This window comes from Mesorhizobium ciceri biovar biserrulae WSM1271, assembly GCF_000185905.1.
GTDB classification, from domain to species: Bacteria; Pseudomonadota; Alphaproteobacteria; order Rhizobiales; family Rhizobiaceae; genus Mesorhizobium; species Mesorhizobium ciceri.
On record NC_014923.1, the window covers coordinates 1,799,566 to 1,821,427 of the forward strand.

Below are 21,862 nucleotides of genomic sequence, written 5' to 3' on the forward strand. Positions count from 1 at the left end.
TTCTCTTGAGCGTCCGGATGGAAAATCCGGAATGATCGGGGAGGGGTCTTCATGCGTTACGACTATGTCATAGCCGGCGGTGGGTCCGCCGGCTGTGCGCTTGCCGCACGGCTTTCGGAAGATCCCTCGAAAACGGTCTGCCTGATCGAAGCTGGCGGCGAGGGCAGGGATATGCTGATCCGCGCTCCGGCTGGCATTATCGGTATGCTTTCCGGCCGGCCCAGGATCAACAACTGGGCCTTCGAAACCGTGCCGCAGCAAGGTCTTGGCGGCCGCAAGGGCTACCAGCCGCGCGGCAAGGCGCTGGGCGGCTCCAGCGCCATCAATGCGATGCTCTATGTCAGAGGCCATCGCAGCGACTATGACGAATGGGCCGATCTGGGCTGTGAGGGCTGGTCGTGGGATGAGGTGCTGCCCTATTTCCGGCGCGCCGAAGGCAATGAGCGCGGCACTGATGCCCTGCATGGCGGGGACGGCCCGCTGAAAGTGTCGAACCAGCGCTCGCCGAGGCCAATCGCCAAGGCCTTCATAGAGGCTTGTGCCGAAAACCAGATTCGCGCCTCGGACGATTTCAACGGACCGGAACAAGAGGGCGCCGGCTATTTCCAGGTGACCCAATTTGCCGGTGGCGCCCGCAATGGCGAGCGCTGTTCGACTGCCGCCGCCTATCTCCATCCGGTGATGCAGCGGACCAATCTGACCGTGATCACGCGGGCGCACGCCACAGGCATCGTCCTTGACGGCAAGCGGGCCACCGGTATCCGCTACCGGACACGCAAAGGCGAGGCAGTGGCGCAGGCGTCGTGCGAGGTGATCCTGTGTGGCGGTGCCTTCGGTTCGCCGCAGCTTTTGTTGCTGTCGGGTATCGGCCCGGCGGCCGAACTTGCCGTGCATGGCATTCCCGTCGTCCACGAATTGCCGGGCGTCGGCAAGAACCTGCAGGACCACCTCGATTTCATCGTCGGCTGGAGATCGAAGGACACCGATATGCTTGGCATGAGCCCGCGCGGCGCGTTGGGTTTCCTACGGCATATCGCGCAGTGGCGGCGGGATGGGACCGGGCTGATCGCCTCGCCGGCGGCCGAGAGCGGCGCTTTCGTCAAATCCGACCCGGCGCTTGAGCGCCCTGACCTGCAGCTGCAATTCGTCATCGGGCTGGTCGAAAATCATGCGCGCACGCTGCACTACGGCTTCGGCTTCTCCTGTCATGTCTGCATATTGCGGCCGCACTCGCGTGGCGAGGTTGGGCTGGCCAGTGCCGATCCACTTGCCGCGCCGCGTATCGATCCGCGCTTTCTCGGCGACCAGCGCGATGCGGAGCTGCTGTTGAAAGGCGTGAGGATCACCCGGCAGGTGCTGGCTTCACCGGCGCTGACGCGCTACCGGCACAAGGAAATGCACATCGCCGGCGAGCCAAGCGATGCCGATCTGATGACCCATATCCGTACCCGCGCCGACACGGTCTATCACCCGGTCGGCTCCTGTCGGATGGGCGTCGACGAGATGGCGGTGGTCGATCCGCAACTCAAGGTGCGCGGGCTTGAAGCCTTGCGTGTCGTGGACGCCTCGGTGATGCCGACACTGATTGGTGGCAACACCAATGCGCCAACCATCATGATCGCCGAAAAGGCCGCCGACATGATCAGGACTGCCTGATAGGAGCTCCAGGCGCGGTGCCTATAGACTGGCGGTCGTTTTACTTTTCTTGGTTTGACGCAATTGTTCCAGGGAAACGCTACGCGCTTTCCCTGGAAACCGTTCACACTTCTGCTGGAATTGCTTAAGCCGCCGCCCGTGCCTCGCGGAACGACACCAGCTTGCGGCGGTTCTCGTCCCACAACGCCAGTTTAACGCAGCGCAGGCTTTCCAGCAGCGTGACACGGCCGATGTCGCGCAGCTCGGGATAATCCCGCAGCACTTCCTGCAACCGGTAGCACGGCACCTTGGCGGAGAGGTGATGGACGTGATGGACACCGATGTTGCCGGTGAACCAGTTCAGCACCGGCGGGAGGTCGTAATAGGACGATCCGTGCAAGGCAGCGTGCTGGAATTCCCAGTCGACATCCTTCGCCCATTCCGTTTCCTCGAACTGGTGCTGGACATAGAACAGCCAGATGCCGGCCGAACCGGCGAGGATGACGATCGGCAGGTGGACCACCAGGAACGCGCCGGGACCGACGAACCAAATGAGGATGGCTGCTGCGACCGCGATGCCAAGATTGGTGGTCATCGACGACACCCAAGGGGTCAGGCCGCCGCGCATCATGCCGACGGGCAGCCTTTGCTCGAAGATGAACAGCCAGATCGGACCGAGCCCGAACATCACCAGCGGGTGGCGATAGAGACGATAGGCAAGGCGGCCTCGCCACGACATCTGCCGGTATTCTGCAACGGTCAGCGTCCGGATGTCGCCCATGCCGCGTTCGTCAAGATTGCCGGCGCTGGCGTGGTGCGTCGCGTGGGCGCGCCGCCAGCAATCGTAGGGTGTCAGCGTCAGGATGCCGAGCGCGCGGCCGATCCAGTCGTCCGCGTAGCGATTGGCGAAGAAGGAGCCGTGGCCGCAATCGTGCTGGATCATGAAGATGCGCACCAGAAACCCGGCCGCGGGAAGGATGAGGATAAGTCCCCACCAATGGCCATAGGCATAGGCCGCCGAGGACAGGCCCCAGAGTATGGCGAATGGAATGAGAGTGATGGCGAGTTCGACGGTGCTGCGCCGCCTGTCAGGCTTCTTGTAGCGGGCGAGAATCTTCAGCCAGGCGCGCTTGCTGTTGGCGACCGTCTCAGGGGAAATCATGTTCATCAGGAAGCATAGGCGGGGTGCCTCGCCGCCGCAAGGCGACATCACGCAAAATTACTGTGCGTAATTGTCGCGTGGCCCGGCGGTCGAGCCAGCCAACCGCCGGTTCGACCTGCTGATGATTCTGAGCGTCGGTTTTCCGCTGAGGTCGATCGCTATTCGCGATCGAGGATGGGACAGCCGCGCTCGGTGCCAAAAGTCACGCGCACGCGGTCGCCACCCTGTCTGCCGCGGACTGTGATCTCCCGGCGGCCGACGGACTCTATCCTTGCGCGGCGGATGCCCATTCGGTCTGCCTTGTCGAGGGCCCGGTCCTCCGTGCAGCCTCGTTGACGGCGGTCACGCCGGTCGTCGCGACGGGGGCCTTCGCAATCGTCATAGGCGGGGTCGCAATCTTCCATGAGCTTCAGCCGCGGGCCATGTTTGCCCAATTGCAGCTGCAGATTGTCTGCTTGTGCCGGAAAAGCCGCCAAGGTGATGGCGCCGAGGCCGACAAGCGCCATCAGCGATGAGGTGATCGAAACCTTGCGCACTACGTCCTCCATTTTGAACCACAACACATCTATCCTTAGATGGTTCGGCTCTCCCCGGCTATTGCCGATAGGAGGTTTGCTGCCAAGATCGATTGTTGCGTTAACGCCGGCGCCAGCCGATGTCACCGCGCTCCGCCCCATCGAGGCGGTCGAGCAGTTCTCGGAGCCGGTCGGGAATGTCGGCCTCGGTGCGGAAGGCCGGCAAGGTGCGTAGAAAGCGGGTCACCGCCTCGGCACCCAACTGGCGCCTGACCTCGATGGCCAGCCCTTCTGCCTTTTCGCCCGTGTTGCGGGTCATCATCTTAAAATCCTGTGTCGGCTTCGAAACTCCTCCAGCAAGGGAATGGTTCCCCCATCCTGCCTGTGGGGCAAGCAAAGCCGGCAGTTAAGGTAAAATTTGAATTAAAATCGAAATGTCTTGCCCGTCATTGTCCGGCCTTGGCCGGTGGCTTCCATAATCGCTTACCCCTTGATTTTTGGCTGCCAAACATCGATATCGGGCACAAAATCCACATCATTCGAGATTGACGGGAAACGGCGATGAGCGACCAGGCAAAAGACGAACGCGCGCCCGATGAAGTCGAGGCGACCGAGCCCGCAGCCGAGCGCACGGAAGGCAGCACCGACGGCGACTATGAAGCCCTTGTCCGGCTGCTGAAGGAAAATGAAGAGCTGAAGGACCGCGCGCTGCGCGTGGCGGCCGAGATGGAAAACCTGCGTCGCCGCACGGCGCGCGATGTTCACGATGCGCGCACCTACGCGGTCGCGAATTTCGCCCGCGACATGCTTTCGGTGTCGGACAATCTGCGCCGCGCGCTGGATGCGATTCCCGCCGAGGCCAAGGCATCGGGTGACGCCGGCTTCAAGGCGCTGATCGAAGGCGTCGACCTCACCGAGCGCGCCATGCTGTCGGCGCTGGAACGGCATGGGGTCAAGAAGCTCGCGCCGGAAGGCGAGAAGTTCGATCCCAATTTCCACCAGGCGATGTTCGAAGTGCCCAATCCGGACGTTCCGGCCAACACCGTGGTCCAGGTCGTGCAGCCGGGCTATTCGATCGGCGACCGCGTGCTGCGCCCGGCCATGGTCGGCGTCGCCAAAGGCGGTCCGAAGCTTGCCGCCGCTGAAGCGCCGGTCGAGCCGGGGCCGGTGAACGAGCAGGCTGAGAAAGATGCATAGTTAAGGGAGTAGGGCAGTAGGGCAGTAGGGCAGTAGGGAAAAGGGCAATCGCACCTTCCGTGCGGCTTCGTGCTAAACATACTGCCCTACTGCCCTATTCCCTTACTCCCCTGGCCTGCAATGAACCCCATCGCGCTTCTCGACTATGCCGGTGTCGCCGTCTTCGCGGCGACCGGAGCGCTTGCGGCTTCGCGCAAGCAGCTCGACATTATCGGCTTCCTGTTCCTGGCCAGCGTCACCGGGATAGGTGGCGGCACGCTTCGCGACGTCATCCTCAACCTGCCGGTTTTCTGGGTCGCCAACTCCGGCTATGTGCTGGTCTGCGCCGCGGTTGCGGTGCTGGTCTTCTTCAGCGCGCATCGTGTCGAATCGCGCTGGAAATGGCTGCTCTGGCTCGACGCCATCGGGCTCGCTGCTTTTTCGGTGATGGGCGCGGCCAAGGGGCTTGCGATTACCGGTTCGCCGGTCGTCTCCGTCATCACCGGCGTGCTCACCGCCACTTTCGGCGGCATTCTGCGCGATCTCCTTGCCGGCGAGCCATCGGTGCTGCTCAGGCCCGAAATCTATGTCACGGCGGCCCTTGCAGGTGCCGGCCTTTACACGCTTGGCGATCTTGCCGGACTGCCGCCGCTCGCCTCGGACCTTGCCGGTTTTGCGGCGGCGTTCCTTGTGCGTGGCGGCGCGCTCAAATTCGGCTGGTCGTTTCCGTCCTACAAGAGCCGGCCCGGCAGGCGGCCGGAAGATATTTTGTGAAAAGGAAGCGAATAGCGAATAGGGGTTGAACGAGATAGCTCCCGCTACTTTCTACTCGCTAGCCTCACGCAGCGAAGCGCTGGGCTTCCCCGCCATAATAGTTGACGTAGCGTGCGCCGATCTCCTTGACCGGCATCACGACGAACACATCGACCGTCGAGAATTCGCGATCGATGACGCAGCCATCGCCGATGCGGGCGCCGACACGCAGATAGCCCTTGACCAGAGGCGGCATCGCGGCGATCGCCGCCTTGGCATTGACCGCCTCGATCGGCATCAGGTCCATCGAGCAGTAGCGCCCGGAGACCGCGCGTACATCCCAGGCCGAATTTGTGCGGCAGTGGTGGGCGAGGTAGGTGAGCGCCTCGGCATGCGCCGCCGGCACGGTGCCGTGAAAGGAAGCGCAACCGGTCATCACACCGATTTCGTAATGGTTGATGTAAGCCCAGATGCCTTGCCACAACGCTTCGATGGTGCGCTTCGAGCGGTATTCCGGCAAAACGCAGGAGCGGCCGAGTTCAAGGAAACGCTGGCCGGGGTGACGGGCAATGAGCTTGGTCAGCTCGAATTCACCTTCGGAATAGAAACCGCCGGCCGTGGCCGCGATTTCTTGCCGCAGCAGCCGATATGTGCCGACGATGCGGCGATGTTCGGGACCGGAAAGCGTGGTGTCCAAAACCAGCAGATGGTCGCAGAGTGGATCAAACCGGTCGGCGTCACGGCGGTCATGGGCCTGGAACAGGTCCTTCCTGGCGCCAAGTTCGTCGTAGAACACCCGGTAGCGCACTTCCTGCGCGGCCGCGATCTCGGCCTCGTTGCGAGCGAGCCGCACTTCAAGATTGCCTATACGGCCCAGTGCCGCGCCCTTTATGACGGAATCGACGTTACGTCCGGCAAGCAAGGCGCTGCTGGCGTTCGGCCGAGTGTCACATTCCGGCATAACTGTATGCACGAGTGATTCTCCTTCGAGCCATCCCTCTTGGCACGGGGATACGGTGTAGGTGCAACAGGATTGTGACAGTACCGTGATACGACGTCGTGGGCAATACTTCGTCGGCTGGCGAATACGATCAACCGGCTACGTTTAAGTGATCGCCCGGTGCGGAATGGGCGGTGGAAAGCTCAGGCCGCGATGACCTGGCCCTCGACGGCATTGACCAGCGCCTCGGGGTCGAGCGGCTTGGTGACAAAGCCGCTGGCTCCATGGGCCAACACCGCATGGCGGGTCTTTTCCTGGCTGTCGGCCGACAGCACCATGATCGGCACCGGCCGCACGGCACTTTCTTCCTCATGGCGGCGGATGGCGGCAATCGCGTCCAGCCCGTCCATGACCGGCATGTGCAGATCCATCAAGACCACGTCGAAGCGGTCCTTGTGCCCGGCGCCGGTGACAGCCTCGACGGCCGCCTTGCCGTTGCCGACCACCCTGACGCGATGCCCCGCCTTCAGCAGCGTGGCGCGGGCCAGCATGGCGTTGATGTCATTGTCCTCGGCGATCAGCACCGACAGGCCGCGCTGGCGGTTGCCGACGGCGCGCAGTGTCGGCGCGCCGCGCTTTTCCGGCTGCGGCGGGCCGAGGCTCGGAGCATGGCTGCTCAACAGTACACGCAAAAGTGTTCCGCCGCGCACCGGCCTGGCCAGGAAGGTTGCGTAGCCGCTGGCGCGGAACTCGCCAAGCATGCCGCGATCGGTCGGCGCGATCAGTGTGATCGCCTCACAGTCGGAGAAACCGCTCTGGCGCAGGCGCTTGAGCAGCCTTCCGTCGCCTTCCTCCATCGCTGCATCGACCAGGATCGCGTCGCAGCCGGCGGCGAAAGGCGCGGCCTGTGCGGCGGTGGTGGCGATGTCGACCGCGCCGCCATTGGCGCGGATGGTGCGGGCGATGGCGTCGGCCTCGACGGCGTTCTTCGACAGGATCACCACGCGTCTGCCCGAGAGGGCATTCTGGCGGCCCTGCGGCGCTTCGGTGGCCGCTGTCGCAGGGACTTCGAAGACGAATTCCGATCCCTGGCCGAGCCGGCTGGATACCGAGATCGTGCCACCCATGGCGGCCACCAGGCGCCTGGAGATGGCAAGGCCGAGGCCGGCCCCGCCATGTGTGCGTGTCGACGTGCCGTCGGCCTGCTCGAACTCCTCGAAAATGCGCTCCAGGTCGGCATCATGCAGGCCCGGACCGGTATCGGCGATGGTAAAGCATATGCGGTCGCTGGTTTCGGTGCGTGCGCGTGCAATGCTCACCAGCACGCCGCCGCTGTCGGTGAACTTGATGGCGTTGCCGATGAGGTTGAGAAGCACCTGCCTGACCTTGCCTGGATCGGCGGTGATCAATTGCGGCACGTCGGGTTCAACATGACAACCCAGCCCGATATCCTTGGCGAAGGCGCGCGCCGCCAGCAATTCGATGATGTTGTCGGCGATCTCGCGCACCGACATCGGCTGCGGCTCCGGGTCGAAACGCCCGGCTTCGATCTTGGAATAGTCGAGAAGATCCTCGATCAGGGCAAGCAATGCGCTGGCTGAGGTCGAGACGGCGCCGACATAGGTCTGCTGCTCCGGCGACAGGCTGGTGTCGGCGAGCAACCTGGCCATGCCCATGATGCCGTTCATCGGGGTGCGGATTTCATGGCTGACGGTGGCGAGGAAACGCGATTTGGCCTGGCTGGCATATTCGGCCCGTTCGCGTGCGGTGATCAGCGAGGACTCGGCGCGTTTGCGGGCGGTGATGTCGCGGGCGATGGCGCGGTGCGAAACCGCGCCACTGTCCTTGTCGCGCACCGACAGTTCGATCCAGGAGAACCAGCGCTGCCCGCTCGGCGTGCTGATAGAGACATCGGTGGAACTCAGGCACTCATGGTCGGAAAAGGCGGCATCGGGAACCATGCCGACCTCGATGCCCAGTTCCGCCAGGGTCTTGCCGGCAAGATCGCGCTGGTCGATCTCGACGAGATCGGCGAAGACCTTGTTGGCATAGACGATGTAGCCGTCGCGGTCGCGATGGATGACAAGATCGCCAAGCGCGTCGATCAGGCCGCGAAAGCGCTCATCGCTCTCCTGCATCTCCCACATGCGGTCGGCCAGCGTCTCGATCTCGGCGCGGCTGCGGGCCGTGGTTTCGTCAAGAAGGGCGGCGGTGCGATGTTCGCTCCGCCTGGCGCGCAGATGCATGGCAAGGCCGGCTAGGCCGGTTGCGAGCAATGCAACGCTGATGAACATCGGTGCCCCGGTCAGGTGCGCCAGCCCGGCCATCACCACGATGGCGACGAATGTCAGAAAGGACAGGCCTTCGCGCCTGGAGAATTCCGGCTCGGGCACCAGCGGCGGCGCGGCGACGAAGCGCCGCGTCGACGCCGGCGGCAGCACCGCATCGACGTCGTCGCCAGTGTCCGCCTGTTGGCTGCCGGATTGCGCGATCATGCGAAATTCTTGCCAGACAGAGCTTATGGAAAATTGCGGCGGATCGTTCCAATTTTAGCGGATGAGCGCTTTTTGCCGAGGCGCGGCGGGTTTGCCACCAGATCTGGCGATTGCATCCGCCCTTCCGGCGGTTGGGCGGAGTCACATATCCACGACGACGCGGCCGCGGATCTTGCCCTCGACGATATCACGCGCGGCATCGACGATGCCGTCGAACCCGATGGTGCTGGACAGGCTGGCGAGCTTCTGCAGATCGAGGTCGGTGCCGATGCGGCGCCATGCCTCGAGGCGGACTGCTTTCGGCGCCATCACTGAATCGATGCCGAGCAATGAGACACCGCGCAGGATGAAGGGCGCGACGCTGGCCGGCAGGTCCATGCCGCCGGCCAGGCCGCAGGCGGCGACCGCGCCGCCATAGGAGGTCATCGAGAGCACATTGGCCAGCGTGTGGCTGCCGACAGCGTCGATGCCGCCCGCCCAGCGCTCCTTGGCCAGCGGCTTGGCCGGCTGGGCAAGCTCCTCGCGCGAGATCACCTCGGCGGCGCCAAGGTCCATCAGAAAGGGGCTTTCGGCATTGCGGCCGGTGGAAGCAATGACATGGTAGCCGAGGCTGGACAGGATGGAGACCGCGACCGAGCCGACGCCGCCGGCTGCCCCCGTCACCACCACCGGGCCGCGATCGGGCAGGATGCCGTGCCGCTCCAGGGCGATGACACAGAGCATGGCGGTATATCCTGCGGTGCCGACGGCCATCGCGTCATGCGGGCTGATGCCTTGCGGCAGCGGCACCAGCCAGTCGCCCTTGACGCGGGCACGGCCTGCATAGGCACCGAAATGGGTTTCGCCGACGCCCCAGCCATTCAGCACGACCTTGTCTCCGGCGCGCCAGTCGGGATGCGAGGACGAAATGACGGTGCCGGCGAAATCGATGCCCGGCACCAGCGGCCAGCGGCGGATCACCGGCGCCTTGCCTGTGATCGCCAAGCCATCCTTGTAGTTCACCGTCGTTGCCTCGACCGCGACGGTGACATCGCCTTCCATCAGGTCGGCCTCGGTGAGATCGGTCACGGCGACCGACTGCTTTTTCTCGGCGTCACGCGAAACGAGGATGGCTTTGAAGGTTTCGGACATGTCTTTCTCCGCGATCTTGACGACATGAACTGTGCGGCGATGGCCGCACGGGGTCAATCCTTGGAAGGACTGGCTTTGGGTTCGCGCCGCCAGCCGACCAGCTCGTCGAAGACGACCAACGCCGCGCCAACCGAAATGAAGGCGTCGGCAAGGTTGAAGACGGCGAAGGACCAGACCGGCGTGTGGAACAGGATGTAGTCGATGACGTGGCCGTAGACGGCGCGGTCGATCAGATTGCCGAGCGCGCCGCCGACGATCAGCGCAAAGCCGGTGCGGGCAAGGATCTGGGACGGCGCGATCCGTGTCGCCAGGAACAGCACGAAGGCAACGACGGCGAGCGAAATGACGATCAGCCCGGTGTCGCCGAAGGACGAGAACATCGAGAAGGCGATGCCGGTATTGTAGGTGCGAAACAGCGCCAGGAAGGGCAGCAGATCAACCTTCTCCTGAAAAGGCAGATCGGCCTCGACCAGGTATTTTATCCACTGGTCGAGCGCGATGGCCGCGACGACGAGCAATGCGTAGGGAGACCATGATCTCACGGGCAGGCAACCTTCATTGCTGGTCCAGGATTGGCTCGAGCTTCAGCGCGCCGCGCCGGATCTCGAACAGCATGATGCCGGTGGCAACGGCCAGATTGAGCGAATCGGCACGGCCCGCTTGCGGAATCCTGAGCAGCCTGTCGCAACTCGCAGCCAGGCTTTCGGGCAGTCCCTGCTGCTCGTTGCCCATCATCAGCAGCACGGGCCCGCGGGAAAAATCGACCGAGCGGTAGTCGACGGCGCCTTTCAGGTGGGTTCCGGCGACGAGGCCTGAAAACCCGCCTCGCCAGGCGAGGAAAGCCTCGGTTGTCGCCTTCGCCACCGGCACGGCAAAGATCGAACCCATGGTGGCACGCACCGTCTCCACGGAGAATGGATCAGTGGTATCGCCGACCAGGATGACGCCTTTGGCGCCGACGGCATCGACGGTGCGGATGACGGTGCCGAGATTGCCGGGGTCGCGCACCCGGTCGAGCGCCACCCAGACGTCGCCATTGTCAGCGCGGACATCCTTCAAGGCGAGGAATTTTTGCGAAAAGACGCCGACCACCATTTGCGGGTTGTCGCGACGGGTGATGGCGACCAGCACCTTCTCCGACACTTCGAGCACCATGCCGCCTGCGGCAACCGTGCGTGCGGCCACCTTCTCCACCGCAGCGTTGCCGCGCCCGGCCTTGGCGAAAACCAATGTCCTGATCTGCCAGCCGAGATCGAGCGCATCGATGACCAGCTTCAATCCCTCGGCCATGAAGGCGTTCTGCTGGTCGCGGAATTTCTTCTGAGCGAGCGCCTTGATGTCCTTGACCAGCGGATTGGCGAGGCTGGTGACCTCCTTCACCTGGCCGGGTGCGCCTGCATGCCGCTCGTTCATTCAGCCACCCAACGCGAAAACAATGAGGTCGATAGCGCCCGGCCGGCGGACTTTTCGCGGATGATCAGCTCACCCGATTCAACCTTGCCGCCCATGCCGGCAAAGGTATCGCGCATCAGGGCGTGGATGGCGAAGAAGGAGGCGCGGATCGAGTAGGCGGTCAGCACCACGGCGAGCGGCTTCGGCGTCAGGATCGCCCGGCAGAGGTCGGTCAAATCGGGCAGGTCCTCGAACAATTGCCAGACCTCGCCCTTGGGGCCACGGCCATAGGCCGGCGGGTCGAACAGAATGATATCGTAGCGGCTGCCGCGGCGCTCCTCGCGCTCGGCGAATTTCACCGCGTCGTCGACGATCCAGCGGATCGGCTTGCTGCCGAGGCCGGCCATCTCCTGGTTTTCGCGGGCCCAGCCGATCGCTTTCTTCGAGGCATCGACATGGGTGACCTCGGCACCGGCGCGAGCCGCCACCAAGGAAGCGAGACCGGTATAGCCGAACAGGTTCAGAACTTTGACCGGCCGCTTCGCCGCCGCGATCAGCCCGGCCATGTGGTCCCAGTGGGAAGCCTGCTCGGGAAAGACGCCGACATGACGAAACGAGGTGAAACGGCCGAGATAGTCGATGCCGTCATGCTTCATCGGCCAGGTCTCGCCGAGCGGCAGCTTCGGGAAACGCCAGCGGCCGATCCCCTCCTCGTCGGTGTCTCCGGTGAAGACGGCGTCGGCGCGCTCCCATTCCTTTGCCGGCAAGGCCTTTTGCCAGATCGCCTGGCCCTCTGGCCGCACGATCCGGTAGGGGCCATATTGTTCGAGCTTCTGGCCGGTGCCGCTGTCGAGCAGCGCATAATCGGCATTGGGCGCCACTTCCAGGATCACGGGAAGATGTTCAGTGGGCAGAGCGCCTTCGCGGCGGGCCAGGATGCGCGGCGCCGAGTTCGGTTCGGAACGATTTTCCGTCTTCGCCTCATGGCGCTCGCGCGGTGGCGCTTCCGGTCTGGCAGGAGCCTGGCCGGGACGCGGGCGTGACACGTCCGCCGCACTCTTGGCGGATGGATGTGGACGGTTGTCGCGGCGTTTGTCGCGAAAAGACTTCAAGCGGGGGCAACTCCGAACGGCGTGGCCGCTTTTGACATAGGGCAACCGGCTTCGCAACCAAGTCCGACAGGTCGGCCTCTCCGGTTTATGTCTGCCGGCGATGGACCAATGTCAAAGAAACAGGCAAATCTGCTCGATGTCCCGCTCCGAACGCCTACTCGACCTCATACAGTGCCTGCGCCGGCATCGCCGGCCGGTGAGCGGGCACATGCTTGCCGACGAGACGGGCGTTTCGATCCGCACGCTCTACCGCGATATCGCCACGCTGCAGGGCCAGGGCGCGCCGATCGAGGGTGAGGCGGGGTTGGGTTATGTGCTCAAGCCCGGCTTCATGCTGCCGCCGCTGATGTTCAGCGACGAGGAGATCGAAGCCATTGTGCTCGGCTCGCGCTGGGTCGCCAGGCAGCCGGACCAGCGTCTCTCGGCCGCCGCCGCCAACGCGTTGGCCAAGATCGCAGCCGTGCTGCCCGACGATCTGCGCGAGGATCTTGACGCGAGCACACTGCTGGTCGGGCCTCCTGCCGCGGCCACCGAGGGCATCGACCTTGGTCTGGTGCGGCAGGCCATCCGCAACGAGCGCAAGCTCGGCTTTCTCTACCGCGATGCCGGCGGGGCCGCGTCCCAGCGCGTCGTCTGGCCATTTGCGCTGGGCTTCTTCGACAAGGTGCGGGTGGTGGTGGCGTGGTGCGAGATGCGGCAGGATTTCCGGCATTTTCGCGCCGATCGCATCGCCGAACTCCAAGCAATGGACACGCGCTATCCGCGTCGTCGCCAGGCGCTGCTCAAGGAATGGCGGACGACGCTCGACAAGCCGCGTGGTTCGCGATGACTGCTGCCATATTCTGACAGTAGCCTATCTTATGTTCGCCAAGTCGAAACACCGAACCTTGGAGAGCAGATATGGCCACCCCGAATTTCGTCATCCTCTATGTCGACCAGCCGCAGCAGAGCGGTGCCTTCTACAGCGCGCTGCTCGGTCGTGAGCCGGTCGAAAGTTCGCCGACCTTCGTGCTGTTCGTGCTCGATGCCGGCTTCAAGCTCGGCCTGTGGTCGCGCCATACGGTGGAGCCGGCCGCCGCCACGTCAGGCGGTGGCGCCGAAATCGTGTTTGCGCTGGATACGCCCGATGCGGTCGATGCCGCCCATGCCGACTGGTCCGGGCGCGGGCTGAAGATCCTGCAGACGCCGACCGACATGGATTTCGGCCGTACTTTTGTCGCGCTCGATCCCGATAATCATCGCCTGCGCGTCTACTGGCTGTCCGACGGGGAACAGGCCAATGGGGAACAGAAATGAGCGCGTATTGGATCGCGGTGGCGTCGGCCGAACATGTCCGGCGTGGTCGCACAGCCGGCTTCATGCAGGTCAACCACGGCAAGGCGGCACCGCTGCGTCGCGTCAAGCCGGGTGATGGCGTCGTCTACTACTCGCCGACCACTGTTTTGGGCGAGAAAGACGGCCTGCAGGCTTTCACGGCGATAGGCATCGTGCGGGAAGGCGAGCCCTATCAGGGCGATATGGGCGCCGGCTTCACGCCGTTCCGCCGCGATGTGGCATGGGCCAAGGCCGAGGAAGCGCCGATCAAGCCGCTGCTCGACAGGCTGGATTTCACCGTGGCCAAGTCGAACTGGGGTTATCAGCTTCGCTTTGGCCTTTTTGAAATCGGGGATCACGATTTTCGTGTGATCGCCGAGGCGATGGGCGCCGAAATGGGTGCAACGGTAAACTAGGCCGTGAGCGCCTTGTAGACGGCAATGCCGGCGGCAAGATCCTCGAGTGCCGCTCCGACCGACTTGAACAGCGTGATCTCACCGGCGCTCTCGCGGCCCTTCTTTCGGCCGCGCGCCAATTCGTGCAGATCGGCGACGATGGCTTCCGGCTTCAGCACGCCGGAGGCCAGCGGTTGGACGATGTCGCCGGCTTCCTTGGTGGCGCCGGCGCGGGTGTCGACATAGACGCGGGCAAGCCTGATCGCATCGTCATCGCTCTCGCGCATCGTCGGCGTAAAGCCGCCGACCAGGTCGACATGGGTTCCCGGCCGCAACAATGCGCCCTTGATCAACGGCGTGGTCGTGATCGTCGCCGAGGAGACGATGTCGGCCTGCCCAAGCTCCGTATCGAGATCGCTTGCCGCACTGGCCGCGAAGCCCTGGGCGCACAGATCGGCCGCGACTTTCTCGGCATTGGCCGGGGTGCGGTTCCAGATGCGGATGGTCTTGATGGGCTGCACGGCCGAGTGTGCCTTGGCGAGGAAGGGCGACAGCGCGCCGGCGCCGACCACAAGCAGCCGCGAGGCATCGTCGCGGGCGAGATAGGAGGCCGCGAGCGCCGAAGCACAGGCGGTGCGCCATTGTGTCAGCCGCTGGCCGTCGATCAGGGCCTCGGGTTCGCCGGTGGCGCCGTTGAGTAGAAGATAGAGCCCCATCACCGCGGGCTTGCCGATGGCATTGTTGTCGGGCGACACGGTGACGATCTTGACGCCGACGTGACCGCCGGCCGACGTGCCGGCCGCGTTGAGATCGGTCCAGGCCGGCATCAAAAGCAGTGTGGAGGCGGCACCATCGGGCCGCTCGATCGTATGATGATGCCTGACAGGCTGCACCGCGCCGTCGCGAAACGCCATGCGCAGCGTCTCGACCAGCCGGGGAAAGGTCAGCGCATGGTCGACCTCTGCGGCCGAAATGGTCAGCATGAAAAACTCCGTGAGGACAAAACCGCCGATTGGCGGCTCAAGCGGTCGGCTTCGGCAATGCTGCCCCTTGGGCGGACCCCGGTGCCTGGCTTTGTGATACCGCCGGCGCACGGCTGACCGCCTGGCGCAGGTTCTCGGCTTCGACGCCGCGCTGGCGCGCCAGCTTGCGATAGCGACCCTGTTTGACCCACGTAGCCAGACTGCCGACGATCATGCCGATGGCGAGCGCCAGGAACAGGAAGATGAACAGCGGCAAAGTCAGGGTCAGCTTCGGATTGCCGGGATTGAACGGGTCCAGCGTGAAGGCGACCAGTTCGCGGTTGGCGACAGCGAGTGCGATCAGGATGATCGCCAGGGGCACGAAGGTCGCGATAAGGATGAAGCGATTGAACATGATGTTTTCCGTCGGAAGCTGGCCTGTCCGAAAGGCCGTCAGGCGCTGACGTCGCGCCTACTTGCCGCCGTTCAGCCTTTCACGCAGTTCCTTGCCGGTCTTGAAGAACGGCACCCATTTCTCCTCGACCTCGACGGATTCGCCGGTGCGCGGATTGCGTCCGGTGCGGGCGGGACGATTTTTCACCGAAAAAGCGCCGAAGCCACGCAACTCGACCCGGTTGCCTTCGGCAAGGGCGTCGGTGATTTCATCAAAGATCGCGCCGACGATGTTTTCGACGTCGCGCAGGAAAAGATGCGGATTGCGCGTGGCAATAATCTGCACAAGTTCGGACTTGATCATGAGACGGGTCCCCGTGAAAGCAGTGCGGTCAAAATTATGAGGATGATTTTATTTGCTTTTTTCACTTGCCCCAAACGGCTTCTCAAGGGTGCCAGACGGAAACGAGACCGTCAAGAAACAAGCGGTCGGCTCCGAGTTCATGGATGACGTCGCTGCTGTAGGCGGGCAGGCCGAGCGCACTGCCGATCGTTTGCGCCATCGCTTTCGAGAACAGGAAGCCGCCGCGCCGTTCGGTATCCTTCCACTCGACGACCTTGAGCTTGGCATCGACGCCCTTGGTCGCCAGCCAGTCGATCGCCACGGTCTCGCCGCCGACGGCGTCGATCAGCCCGTTGGCAACGCCCTGGCGACCGGTGAATATCGAGCCGTCGGCAAGCACCAGCGCTTGTTCGCGGCTCATCTTGCGGCGTTCGGCGACGATGTCGACGAACCAGTTGTAACTGTCGAGGATGAGCTTGCGAACCATGGCGCGCTCGTCGTCATTGGTCGGCTTGAAGGGAGAGGGCGCGGCTTTCAGCGGCGAGGATTTCACCTCCTCCAGCTTGACGCCGAGTTTGTCCATCAGGCCGCTGACGTCGGGATACTGGATCAGCACGCCGATCGAGCCGACGATCGAGGTCTTGCGGGCAACGATGTGATCTGCGGCACTGGCGATCATATAGCCCGCCGATGCGGCGAGCGTGCCGACTTCCGCCACCACCGGCTTGTCGGCGGCCAGCTTGCGCACTTCTTCATAGATCGATTCACCGCCAACGGTGGTGCCGCCAGGCGAATCGATCGACAGGATCACGCCTTTCACCTTCGATGAAAGACGGATGGTTTCCAGCCGCTTGATCAGTTCCTCGTCCTCGGTGATCGTGCCTTCGATCTTGACCTTGGCAATATGGTCGACCGTCGAGCCGCCGAAATCGTCGCCATAGAACCAGGTTGAAAGCGCAATCACCCCAAGGGCTACGATGCCTATGGCGACGACGCGCCAGAATGTCAGCTTGCGCCGCAAACGGCGGCGGTCGATCAGGTCGTCGGCTCTCAGTGCCATGGTCAGCCTTTCAGTCGGCGGGAGGAGACGCTTTTAGACCATGATCCTCCCATCTGGAAGCAGTTCTCTTTTGCGCATGCCGAGACAAGTCGGCGCCTGGACGTGAGGTGGCTATCTGCGTCGGCAGTCGACGGGGCCGGGTCGGGCCCTCTCCAGGCGTCAGTCTGCTCACATATTCGTGCAATCGCCACCAGGTCGGGCGACGAGACCGATGGCTGATAAATTTTACGCCGCGTGTCTGTTTCTGCTATGGAGAACACGCAGTTGTGCGGACTTCGTTTTCGTCTGTACAAAGGCGGCTGTCACATTTTTGCAGTTTTCGTGGGCTTGTGCTTGCTTGAAAGCGCCGGCGTCCCACCTATAGGCGGTGCCCAAGGGCGGGCAGGGTTAGAAGAAAGCAGTGAATGTTAGCGCGACCGATTGAACCGACCGACGCCGAGGCGGTGTTGGCTCCCCCGGCGGACGGCCGGACGCGCGGCGATGCTTTCGACCGTGCACAGCGTCATTCGCGCCGCGTGCGCGTTCTCAAATTTGCCGTGCCGGTGGCCGCAGCACTGATAGCGGTCGCTTTCCCGGTCTACTCCTATCTCGCCGCACCCGTCTCGGTGAAGATTCAGGCGGAAGGCACTGCCTTTTCCAACGGCAAGCTGGTGATGGCCAATCCCAAGCTCAACGGTTTCACCAAGCAGAAGCAGCCTTATTCGATGACGGCGCTGCGTGCCATTCAGGATGTCAGCACGCAAGGTATCATCGAGCTGGAAGGCATCGACGCCAAGGTGCCGATCGCGTCCGACAATGTGGCGGCGGTCAAGGCCTCGCACGGCACCTACGATCGCGACGGCAATACGATGAACCTGACCAGCGACGTGACGATCACCACGACCGACGGCATGCAGGCCAAGTTCAAATCGGTCTTCCTCGACATGGGCAAAGGCACTATGAAGACAGGAGATCCCGTCGATGTCAGCCGTGGCGGGTCGCGGATCACGGCGGATACGATGTCGGTCCAGGACAATGGCAAGATTCTGGTTTTCGAGAACAAAGTGCGCGTCAACATCGATTCCGCCGCCCTGAAGGCGGCACAGGGAAACAGCGGAGAAACCAATGCGGCTCAGTAGTTCGACGCGGCTCGCGGCTGCAACTTCAGCGTTGCTGCTGCTCGGACTCGTGCCGTCATGGGCGCAGACGACCAGTCAATCAGGCCTCAAACTGTCCGGCGACAAGCCGATCCAGATCGAGAGCGACAAGCTGGAAGTCCGCCAGGCCGACAGTGTCGCCATCTTCACGGGCAATGTCAGCGTCGTCCAGGGGCCGACGTTGATGAAGGCCGGCAAGATGACGGTCTACTACGTCAAGGATCCCAACGCCGCTGCCAAGGGCACGGAGGCCGCGGGTGCGGCGATGACGGGCTCGGCCAACATCGATCACCTGGAGATCTCCGACAAGGTCTATATCAAGTCGGATGCGCAGATCGCGACCGGCGATCAAGGCAGCTTCGATATGAAGAGCCAGGTGCTGGTGCTTTCGGGCAAAAAGGTCGTTCTGTCGCAAAACGACAACGTTCTGGTGGGCTGCAAACTTACCGTGCAGATGAAAAGCGGGCTGGCTCAGGTGGATCCATGCGCTGGGCAACGTGTCCAGATGTCGATCACGCCGCCGCCGAAATCGGGAGCGACGAACCCCTGATGGCCAGCCTGTCGTCGCTGACGGCGCGTCTTCCGGGACGGGCCGCCGGCAAGCTTTCGGCGCCGGCCACGGTGACCGTCGATGCGGGAAAGTTCAAGGGAACCCTGATCGCCAAGGGGCTGACCAAGAGCTACAAGGGCCGCAAGGTCGTCAGCGGCGTCACCATCGGCGTGCGCGCCGGAGAGGCCGTTGGACTGCTCGGCCCCAACGGCGCCGGCAAAACGACCTGTTTCTATATGGTTACCGGCCTGGTGCCGGTGGATGAAGGCACGATCGAGATCGACGGCTTCGATGTCACGTCGATGCCGATGTACCGTCGCGCACGCCTCGGCATCGGCTATCTGCCGCAGGAAGCATCGATCTTCCGCGGCCTCAATGTCGAGCAGAATATCCGCGCCGTGTTGGAAGTGGTCGAAAAGGACCGCAAGGTGCGCGAGCGCAATCTCGACGAACTGCTCGAGGAATTCCACATCAGCCATCTGCGCAAGGCGCCATCCATGTCGCTTTCGGGCGGCGAGCGGCGACGCTTGGAAATCGCGCGAGCGCTGGCGACGCGTCCGGCCTACATGCTGCTCGACGAGCCTTTCGCCGGCATCGATCCGATCGCCGTCGCGGATATCCAGCAACTGGTGCGCCACCTCACGGCGCGCGGCATCGGCGTCCTCATCACCGATCACAATGTGCGCGAAACGCTCGGCCTCATCGACCGCGCCTACATCATCCATGCCGGCCAGGTGCTGACCCATGGAAGGGCCGACGAAGTGGTGGCAAACCCGGATGTGCGGCGACTTTACCTCGGCGAGGGTTTCACCCTCTGAGCGTGAAATTTGTTTCCTGACACGATTTTTGCGGTTCGCGCGGCGCTTTTTCGTCGATTTTGCTCCGAGATAACGCTCCGGTAAGCGAGTTTTGCTACCAATTGCCTTGACAAGCAAAAGCCGGGCCAGTTTCTATGGCCGGCTGCAAAATTCCTTTCCGGAAGTCCGGATGCGTAGACGAGGCGTTTGAAACCGAACCATGGCGTTGGCGGCCAAACTACAGCTACGACAATCGCAGTCGCTGGTGATGACGCCGCAACTGATGCAGTCGATTCGGCTGCTGCAGTTCACCCATGTCGAGCTCGAGCACTTCATCGACGAGGAAATCGAGCGCAATCCGCTGCTGGAGCGCGCCGAGCCGCAGGACGATGCCGCCAGCGACCAGGCGCAGAAGATCGAGGCGGAGCCGCAAGCCACCTCCGAAGGCGACTGGTTCGAAAACGAGGCGCAGTGGAGCGCGGAGGCGATCTCGGACAAGCTCGACACGTCGCTGGAAAACCTGTTTCCCGACGACCCGGGCACCAGCGAGCGGCTCGGTCCCGACCTGACGGCGCAATGGAAATCGGCTTCCGGCAATGGCGCGGGTTCCTCATCCGAGTGGTTTGACGCCGGCGATATGGCGACTGCTGCGATCACGCTGCGCGACCATGTCGGTGAACAGGTAGCGCTAACCTTCGCCGATCCGGCTGCACGTTTGATCGCCGCCGACCTCGCCGACGGCCTTGACGAGAGCGGCTACCTGCGTGCCGATCTGGCAGAGATCGCCGCTCGTCTCGGTGCGGATGCCGCCGCCGTGGCGAAGGTGCTGGCGGTGTGTCAGACCTTCGAGCCGGCCGGCCTGTTTGCCCGCGACCTGGCCGAATGCCTGTCGCTGCAGCTTGCCGTGCGGAGCCGGCTCGATCCGGCGATGAAGGCGCTGGTCGCCAATCTCGAACTCCTGGCACGGCGCGATTTTCACGCATTGAAACGGATCTGCGGTGTCGACGAGGAGGATCTGCTCGACATGCTGGCCGAAATCCGGGCGCTCGATCCCCGGCCGGGCATGGCGTTTTCGGGCGGCGCCAGCGACGCGATCGTCGCCGATGTCGAGGTGCGCGCGGCCAATGACGGCAGCTGGACGGTCGAACTCAATGCCGAAACGCTGCCGCGGGTGTTGGTCGACCATATCTATTTCGCCCAGGTCTCTCCGCAGGCCAAGAACCAGGCGGAAAAGGATTTTCTGGCCGAATGCCTGCAGAACGCCAACTGGCTGACGCGCAGCCTCGACCAGCGGGCAAAGACCATCCTCAAGGTCGCCTCGGAAATCGTTCGCCAGCAGGACGCCTTCCTCGTCCATGGCGTGCGGCAGCTGAAGCCGCTCAATCTGCGCACGGTGGCCGACGCCATCGGCATGCACGAATCGACCGTCAGCCGGGTCACAGCCAATAAATACATGCTGACGCCGCGCGGCGTGTTCGAGCTTCGCTACTTCTTCACCGCCTCGATCGCCGCATCGGGCGGCGGCGATGCGCACTCCTCGGAAGCCGTGCGTGACCGCATCAAGCAGTTGATCGACGAGGAGAAGCCCGTCGACGTGCTTTCCGACGATGCAATCGTCGACATGTTGCGCGAAAGTGGCGTCGACATTGCAAGGCGTACGGTCGCCAAGTACCGGGAAGGCATGAATATCCCCTCCTCGGTGCAGCGCCGGCGCGAGAAACGTGCGATGGCCAGCGCCGGGCGCTGAGGCGGGTCGATTTCCACAAGCCAGCACTTCATTGACAAGCCGCGGTGAACTGGCTAGAAGCCCGCCCGCATGAGACGGGCTAGATGCCCGCATGCGGATGGTCCGTCACGACGTTGGCCTCGGGACGGTCAAAGGGCGGCTTGTGATCAACCGGAAAGTCTGGATTTAAAATCGGCGCAAGTGACGCCGCAAAGCTTGTGCGCACGGATCACGAGTATAAACTCGGGCCAGTTTGAAGCCTGAGCAAGGAAGGTCAGTTTTCAGATGAATCTGCGCATATCGGGAAAACACATGGACATCGGCGATGCGTTTCGGACACGCATCAACGATCGTGTCGGCGAAGCGATCGGCAAATATTTCGATCGCGGCTTTGCCGGACATGTCACGGTCATCAAATCGGGTTCGCGCTATTCGGCGGATTGCATGATCCGGCTGGATTCCGGCGCTTCGCTGCAGGCCACCGGCGATGCCCAGGATCCGACGCTTGCCTTCGAGGCGGCGGCGGACCGTCTGGAAACCCGCCTGAGGCGCTACAAGCGCCGGCTGAAATCGCACAATTCGGGCGCCGCCAACGGCCAGCCGACCGACATAGCCTACACGGTGATGGCGCCGCTTGCCGATGACGACGAGGACATTCCGGAGAATTTCGCGCCGGCCATCGTCGCCGAATCAACCATGACGCTGAAGACCATGTCGGTGGCGTCGGCGGTCATCGAGCTCGACACCAAGGACAGCCCGGTCTTCGTCTTCCGCAACGCGGGAACCGACCATCTCAACATCGTCTATCGCCGACCCGATGGAAATATCGGTTGGATCGACCCGTCGACGACCAAGGTCGCACAAGCGTGACGACA

Annotated in this window: 24 protein-coding genes; 11 read left to right on the plus strand and 13 right to left on the minus strand. The window is 63.3% G+C overall.

The window, feature by feature from the left end; all coding sequences use genetic code 11:
* Positions 1-51: 51 nt before the first annotated feature.
* Positions 52-1,656, plus strand: coding sequence for a GMC family oxidoreductase (locus MESCI_RS08645; protein ID WP_013529566.1), 1,605 nt, complete (start codon positions 52-54; stop codon positions 1,654-1,656).
* Positions 1,657-1,780: 124 nt separating this feature from the next.
* On the opposite strand, the gene MESCI_RS08650 is transcribed toward MESCI_RS08645, so the two are convergent.
* From MESCI_RS08650 to MESCI_RS08660, 3 genes are all read right to left on the minus strand, one after another.
* Positions 1,781-2,803 carry a fatty acid desaturase gene (locus tag MESCI_RS08650; RefSeq protein ID WP_013529567.1) on the minus strand — a complete coding sequence of 341 codons (1,023 nt, stop codon included), beginning with the start codon at positions 2,801-2,803 and terminating at the stop codon, positions 1,781-1,783.
* A 152-nt stretch (positions 2,804-2,955) separates the two neighbouring features.
* A complete protein-coding gene (locus MESCI_RS08655; protein WP_318014183.1) occupies positions 2,956-3,459 on the minus strand; it encodes a hypothetical protein in 504 nt (167 codons plus the stop codon).
* Positions 3,434-3,634 carry a hypothetical protein gene (locus MESCI_RS08660; RefSeq protein WP_013529569.1) on the minus strand — a complete coding sequence of 67 codons (201 nt, stop codon included), beginning with the start codon at positions 3,632-3,634 and terminating at the stop codon, positions 3,434-3,436. Before MESCI_RS08660 ends, MESCI_RS08655 begins: the two co-directional genes overlap by 26 nt.
* Positions 3,635-3,873: 239 nt before the next feature.
* On the opposite strand from MESCI_RS08660, the gene grpE reads away from it, so the two are divergent.
* Both grpE and MESCI_RS08670 read left to right on the plus strand, forming a co-directional pair.
* A complete protein-coding gene (gene grpE / locus MESCI_RS08665) occupies positions 3,874-4,509 on the plus strand; it encodes a nucleotide exchange factor GrpE (RefSeq protein WP_013529570.1) in 636 nt (211 codons plus the stop codon).
* A gap of 120 nt (positions 4,510-4,629) precedes the next feature.
* Positions 4,630-5,262 carry a trimeric intracellular cation channel family protein gene (locus MESCI_RS08670; RefSeq protein ID WP_013529571.1) on the plus strand — a complete coding sequence of 211 codons (633 nt, stop codon included), beginning with the start codon at positions 4,630-4,632 and terminating at the stop codon, positions 5,260-5,262.
* A 64-nt stretch (positions 5,263-5,326) separates the two neighbouring features.
* Here MESCI_RS08670 and olsB read toward each other — a convergent pair whose 3' ends face one another.
* The 6 genes from olsB to MESCI_RS08700 all read right to left on the minus strand — a co-directional run bounded on the left by olsB (position 5,327) and on the right by MESCI_RS08700 (position 12,311).
* Positions 5,327-6,202, minus strand: coding sequence for a l-ornithine N(alpha)-acyltransferase (gene olsB, locus MESCI_RS08675; protein ID WP_023812526.1), 876 nt, complete (start codon positions 6,200-6,202; stop codon positions 5,327-5,329).
* Positions 6,203-6,384: 182 nt separating this feature from the next.
* Entirely contained in the window at positions 6,385-8,676 is a 2,292-nt protein-coding gene (locus MESCI_RS08680) for a PAS domain-containing hybrid sensor histidine kinase/response regulator (protein WP_013529573.1), read from the minus strand.
* A gap of 141 nt (positions 8,677-8,817) precedes the next feature.
* A complete protein-coding gene (gene acuI, locus MESCI_RS08685) occupies positions 8,818-9,807 on the minus strand; it encodes an acrylyl-CoA reductase (NADPH) (RefSeq protein ID WP_013529574.1) in 990 nt (329 codons plus the stop codon).
* A gap of 53 nt (positions 9,808-9,860) precedes the next feature.
* Positions 9,861-10,349, minus strand: a complete 489-nt coding sequence (gene lspA / locus MESCI_RS08690; RefSeq protein ID WP_013529575.1) for a signal peptidase II — start codon at positions 10,347-10,349, stop codon at positions 9,861-9,863.
* A gap of 13 nt (positions 10,350-10,362) precedes the next feature.
* Positions 10,363-11,220: a TrmH family RNA methyltransferase gene (locus tag MESCI_RS08695; protein ID WP_013529576.1), complete on the minus strand. Its 858-nt coding sequence runs from the start codon at positions 11,218-11,220 to the stop codon at positions 10,363-10,365.
* Positions 11,217-12,311: an RsmD family RNA methyltransferase gene (locus MESCI_RS08700; protein ID WP_013529577.1), complete on the minus strand. Its 1,095-nt coding sequence runs from the start codon at positions 12,309-12,311 to the stop codon at positions 11,217-11,219. The genes MESCI_RS08695 and MESCI_RS08700 overlap by 4 nt, the downstream gene beginning before the upstream one ends.
* A 136-nt stretch (positions 12,312-12,447) precedes the next feature.
* On the opposite strand from MESCI_RS08700, the gene MESCI_RS08705 reads away from it, so the two are divergent.
* From MESCI_RS08705 to MESCI_RS08715, 3 genes are all read left to right on the plus strand, one after another.
* Positions 12,448-13,140 (plus strand): helix-turn-helix transcriptional regulator, encoded by a 693-nt coding sequence (locus MESCI_RS08705; RefSeq protein WP_013529578.1) that lies wholly within the window; start codon positions 12,448-12,450, stop codon positions 13,138-13,140.
* Between the two features lie 71 nt (positions 13,141-13,211).
* Positions 13,212-13,607 (plus strand): VOC family protein, encoded by a 396-nt coding sequence (locus tag MESCI_RS08710; protein WP_013529579.1) that lies wholly within the window; start codon positions 13,212-13,214, stop codon positions 13,605-13,607.
* Positions 13,604-14,041, plus strand: coding sequence for an EVE domain-containing protein (locus MESCI_RS08715; RefSeq protein WP_013529580.1), 438 nt, complete (start codon positions 13,604-13,606; stop codon positions 14,039-14,041). The genes MESCI_RS08710 and MESCI_RS08715 overlap by 4 nt, the downstream gene beginning before the upstream one ends.
* Here MESCI_RS08715 and lhpI read toward each other — a convergent pair.
* The 4 genes from lhpI to sppA form a co-directional block, all read right to left on the minus strand.
* Complete coding sequence (gene lhpI, locus MESCI_RS08720) at positions 14,038-15,003, minus strand: bifunctional Delta(1)-pyrroline-2-carboxylate/Delta(1)-piperideine-2-carboxylate reductase (RefSeq protein ID WP_013529581.1); 966 nt, start codon at positions 15,001-15,003, stop codon at positions 14,038-14,040. The genes MESCI_RS08715 and lhpI overlap by 4 nt on opposite strands.
* Positions 15,004-15,040: 37 nt before the next feature.
* The gene (locus MESCI_RS08725) at positions 15,041-15,397 is read right to left on the minus strand and encodes a LapA family protein (protein WP_013529582.1); all 357 of its coding nucleotides are present in this window, start codon (positions 15,395-15,397) and stop codon (positions 15,041-15,043) included.
* A gap of 57 nt (positions 15,398-15,454) precedes the next feature.
* Entirely contained in the window at positions 15,455-15,739 is a 285-nt protein-coding gene (locus MESCI_RS08730) for an integration host factor subunit beta (protein WP_006200394.1), read from the minus strand.
* Between the two features lie 82 nt (positions 15,740-15,821).
* Entirely contained in the window at positions 15,822-16,778 is a 957-nt protein-coding gene (gene sppA / locus MESCI_RS08735; protein ID WP_013529583.1) for a signal peptide peptidase SppA, read from the minus strand.
* 404 nt (positions 16,779-17,182) lie between these two features.
* On the opposite strand from sppA, the gene lptC reads away from it, so the two are divergent.
* The 5 genes from lptC to hpf all read left to right on the plus strand — a co-directional run bounded on the left by lptC (position 17,183) and on the right by hpf (position 21,857).
* A complete protein-coding gene (gene lptC, locus MESCI_RS08740; RefSeq protein WP_013529584.1) occupies positions 17,183-17,896 on the plus strand; it encodes an LPS export ABC transporter periplasmic protein LptC in 714 nt (237 codons plus the stop codon).
* The gene (locus MESCI_RS08745; protein WP_013529585.1) at positions 17,883-18,464 is read left to right on the plus strand and encodes an LptA/OstA family protein; all 582 of its coding nucleotides are present in this window, start codon (positions 17,883-17,885) and stop codon (positions 18,462-18,464) included. Before lptC ends, MESCI_RS08745 begins: the two co-directional genes overlap by 14 nt.
* Positions 18,464-19,282 (plus strand): LPS export ABC transporter ATP-binding protein, encoded by an 819-nt coding sequence (gene lptB, locus MESCI_RS08750; RefSeq protein ID WP_013529586.1) that lies wholly within the window; start codon positions 18,464-18,466, stop codon positions 19,280-19,282. Before MESCI_RS08745 ends, lptB begins: the two co-directional genes overlap by 1 nt.
* A 199-nt stretch (positions 19,283-19,481) precedes the next feature.
* Entirely contained in the window at positions 19,482-21,008 is a 1,527-nt protein-coding gene (rpoN, locus tag MESCI_RS08755; protein ID WP_013529587.1) for an RNA polymerase factor sigma-54, read from the plus strand.
* Between the two features lie 264 nt (positions 21,009-21,272).
* A complete protein-coding gene (gene hpf, locus MESCI_RS08760) occupies positions 21,273-21,857 on the plus strand; it encodes a ribosome hibernation-promoting factor, HPF/YfiA family (protein ID WP_013529588.1) in 585 nt (194 codons plus the stop codon).
* The last annotated feature ends 5 nt before the right edge of the window (positions 21,858-21,862 follow it).

Bases quoted from the DNA above. Each gene is read 5' to 3' on its own strand.
- MESCI_RS08730 (WP_006200394.1), bottom strand. From the start codon at position 15,739: ATGATCAAGTCCGAACTTGTGCAGATTATTGCCACGCGCAATCCGCAT.
- MESCI_RS08680 (WP_013529573.1), bottom strand. From the start codon at position 8,676: ATGATCGCGCAATCCGGCAGCCAACAGGCGGACACTGGCGACGACGTC.
- lhpI (WP_013529581.1), bottom strand. From the start codon at position 15,003: ATGCTGACCATTTCGGCCGCAGAGGTCGACCATGCGCTGACCTTTCCC.
- acuI (WP_013529574.1), bottom strand. From the start codon at position 9,807: ATGTCCGAAACCTTCAAAGCCATCCTCGTTTCGCGTGACGCCGAGAAA.
- MESCI_RS08710 (WP_013529579.1), top strand. From the start codon at position 13,212: ATGGCCACCCCGAATTTCGTCATCCTCTATGTCGACCAGCCGCAGCAG.
- lptC (WP_013529584.1), top strand. From the start codon at position 17,183: ATGTTAGCGCGACCGATTGAACCGACCGACGCCGAGGCGGTGTTGGCT.
- MESCI_RS08670 (WP_013529571.1), top strand. From the start codon at position 4,630: ATGAACCCCATCGCGCTTCTCGACTATGCCGGTGTCGCCGTCTTCGCG.
- MESCI_RS08705 (WP_013529578.1), top strand. From the start codon at position 12,448: ATGTCCCGCTCCGAACGCCTACTCGACCTCATACAGTGCCTGCGCCGG.
- MESCI_RS08645 (WP_013529566.1), top strand. From the start codon at position 52: ATGCGTTACGACTATGTCATAGCCGGCGGTGGGTCCGCCGGCTGTGCG.
- hpf (WP_013529588.1), top strand. From the start codon at position 21,273: ATGAATCTGCGCATATCGGGAAAACACATGGACATCGGCGATGCGTTT.
- MESCI_RS08725 (WP_013529582.1), bottom strand. From the start codon at position 15,397: ATGTTCAATCGCTTCATCCTTATCGCGACCTTCGTGCCCCTGGCGATC.
- sppA (WP_013529583.1), bottom strand. From the start codon at position 16,778: ATGGCACTGAGAGCCGACGACCTGATCGACCGCCGCCGTTTGCGGCGC.
- grpE (WP_013529570.1), top strand. From the start codon at position 3,874: ATGAGCGACCAGGCAAAAGACGAACGCGCGCCCGATGAAGTCGAGGCG.
- olsB (WP_023812526.1), bottom strand. From the start codon at position 6,202: ATGCCGGAATGTGACACTCGGCCGAACGCCAGCAGCGCCTTGCTTGCC.
- MESCI_RS08660 (WP_013529569.1), bottom strand. From the start codon at position 3,634: ATGATGACCCGCAACACGGGCGAAAAGGCAGAAGGGCTGGCCATCGAG.
- MESCI_RS08695 (WP_013529576.1), bottom strand. From the start codon at position 11,220: ATGAACGAGCGGCATGCAGGCGCACCCGGCCAGGTGAAGGAGGTCACC.
- MESCI_RS08745 (WP_013529585.1), top strand. From the start codon at position 17,883: ATGCGGCTCAGTAGTTCGACGCGGCTCGCGGCTGCAACTTCAGCGTTG.
- rpoN (WP_013529587.1), top strand. From the start codon at position 19,482: ATGGCGTTGGCGGCCAAACTACAGCTACGACAATCGCAGTCGCTGGTG.
- MESCI_RS08715 (WP_013529580.1), top strand. From the start codon at position 13,604: ATGAGCGCGTATTGGATCGCGGTGGCGTCGGCCGAACATGTCCGGCGT.
- lptB (WP_013529586.1), top strand. From the start codon at position 18,464: ATGGCCAGCCTGTCGTCGCTGACGGCGCGTCTTCCGGGACGGGCCGCC.
- MESCI_RS08650 (WP_013529567.1), bottom strand. From the start codon at position 2,803: ATGAACATGATTTCCCCTGAGACGGTCGCCAACAGCAAGCGCGCCTGG.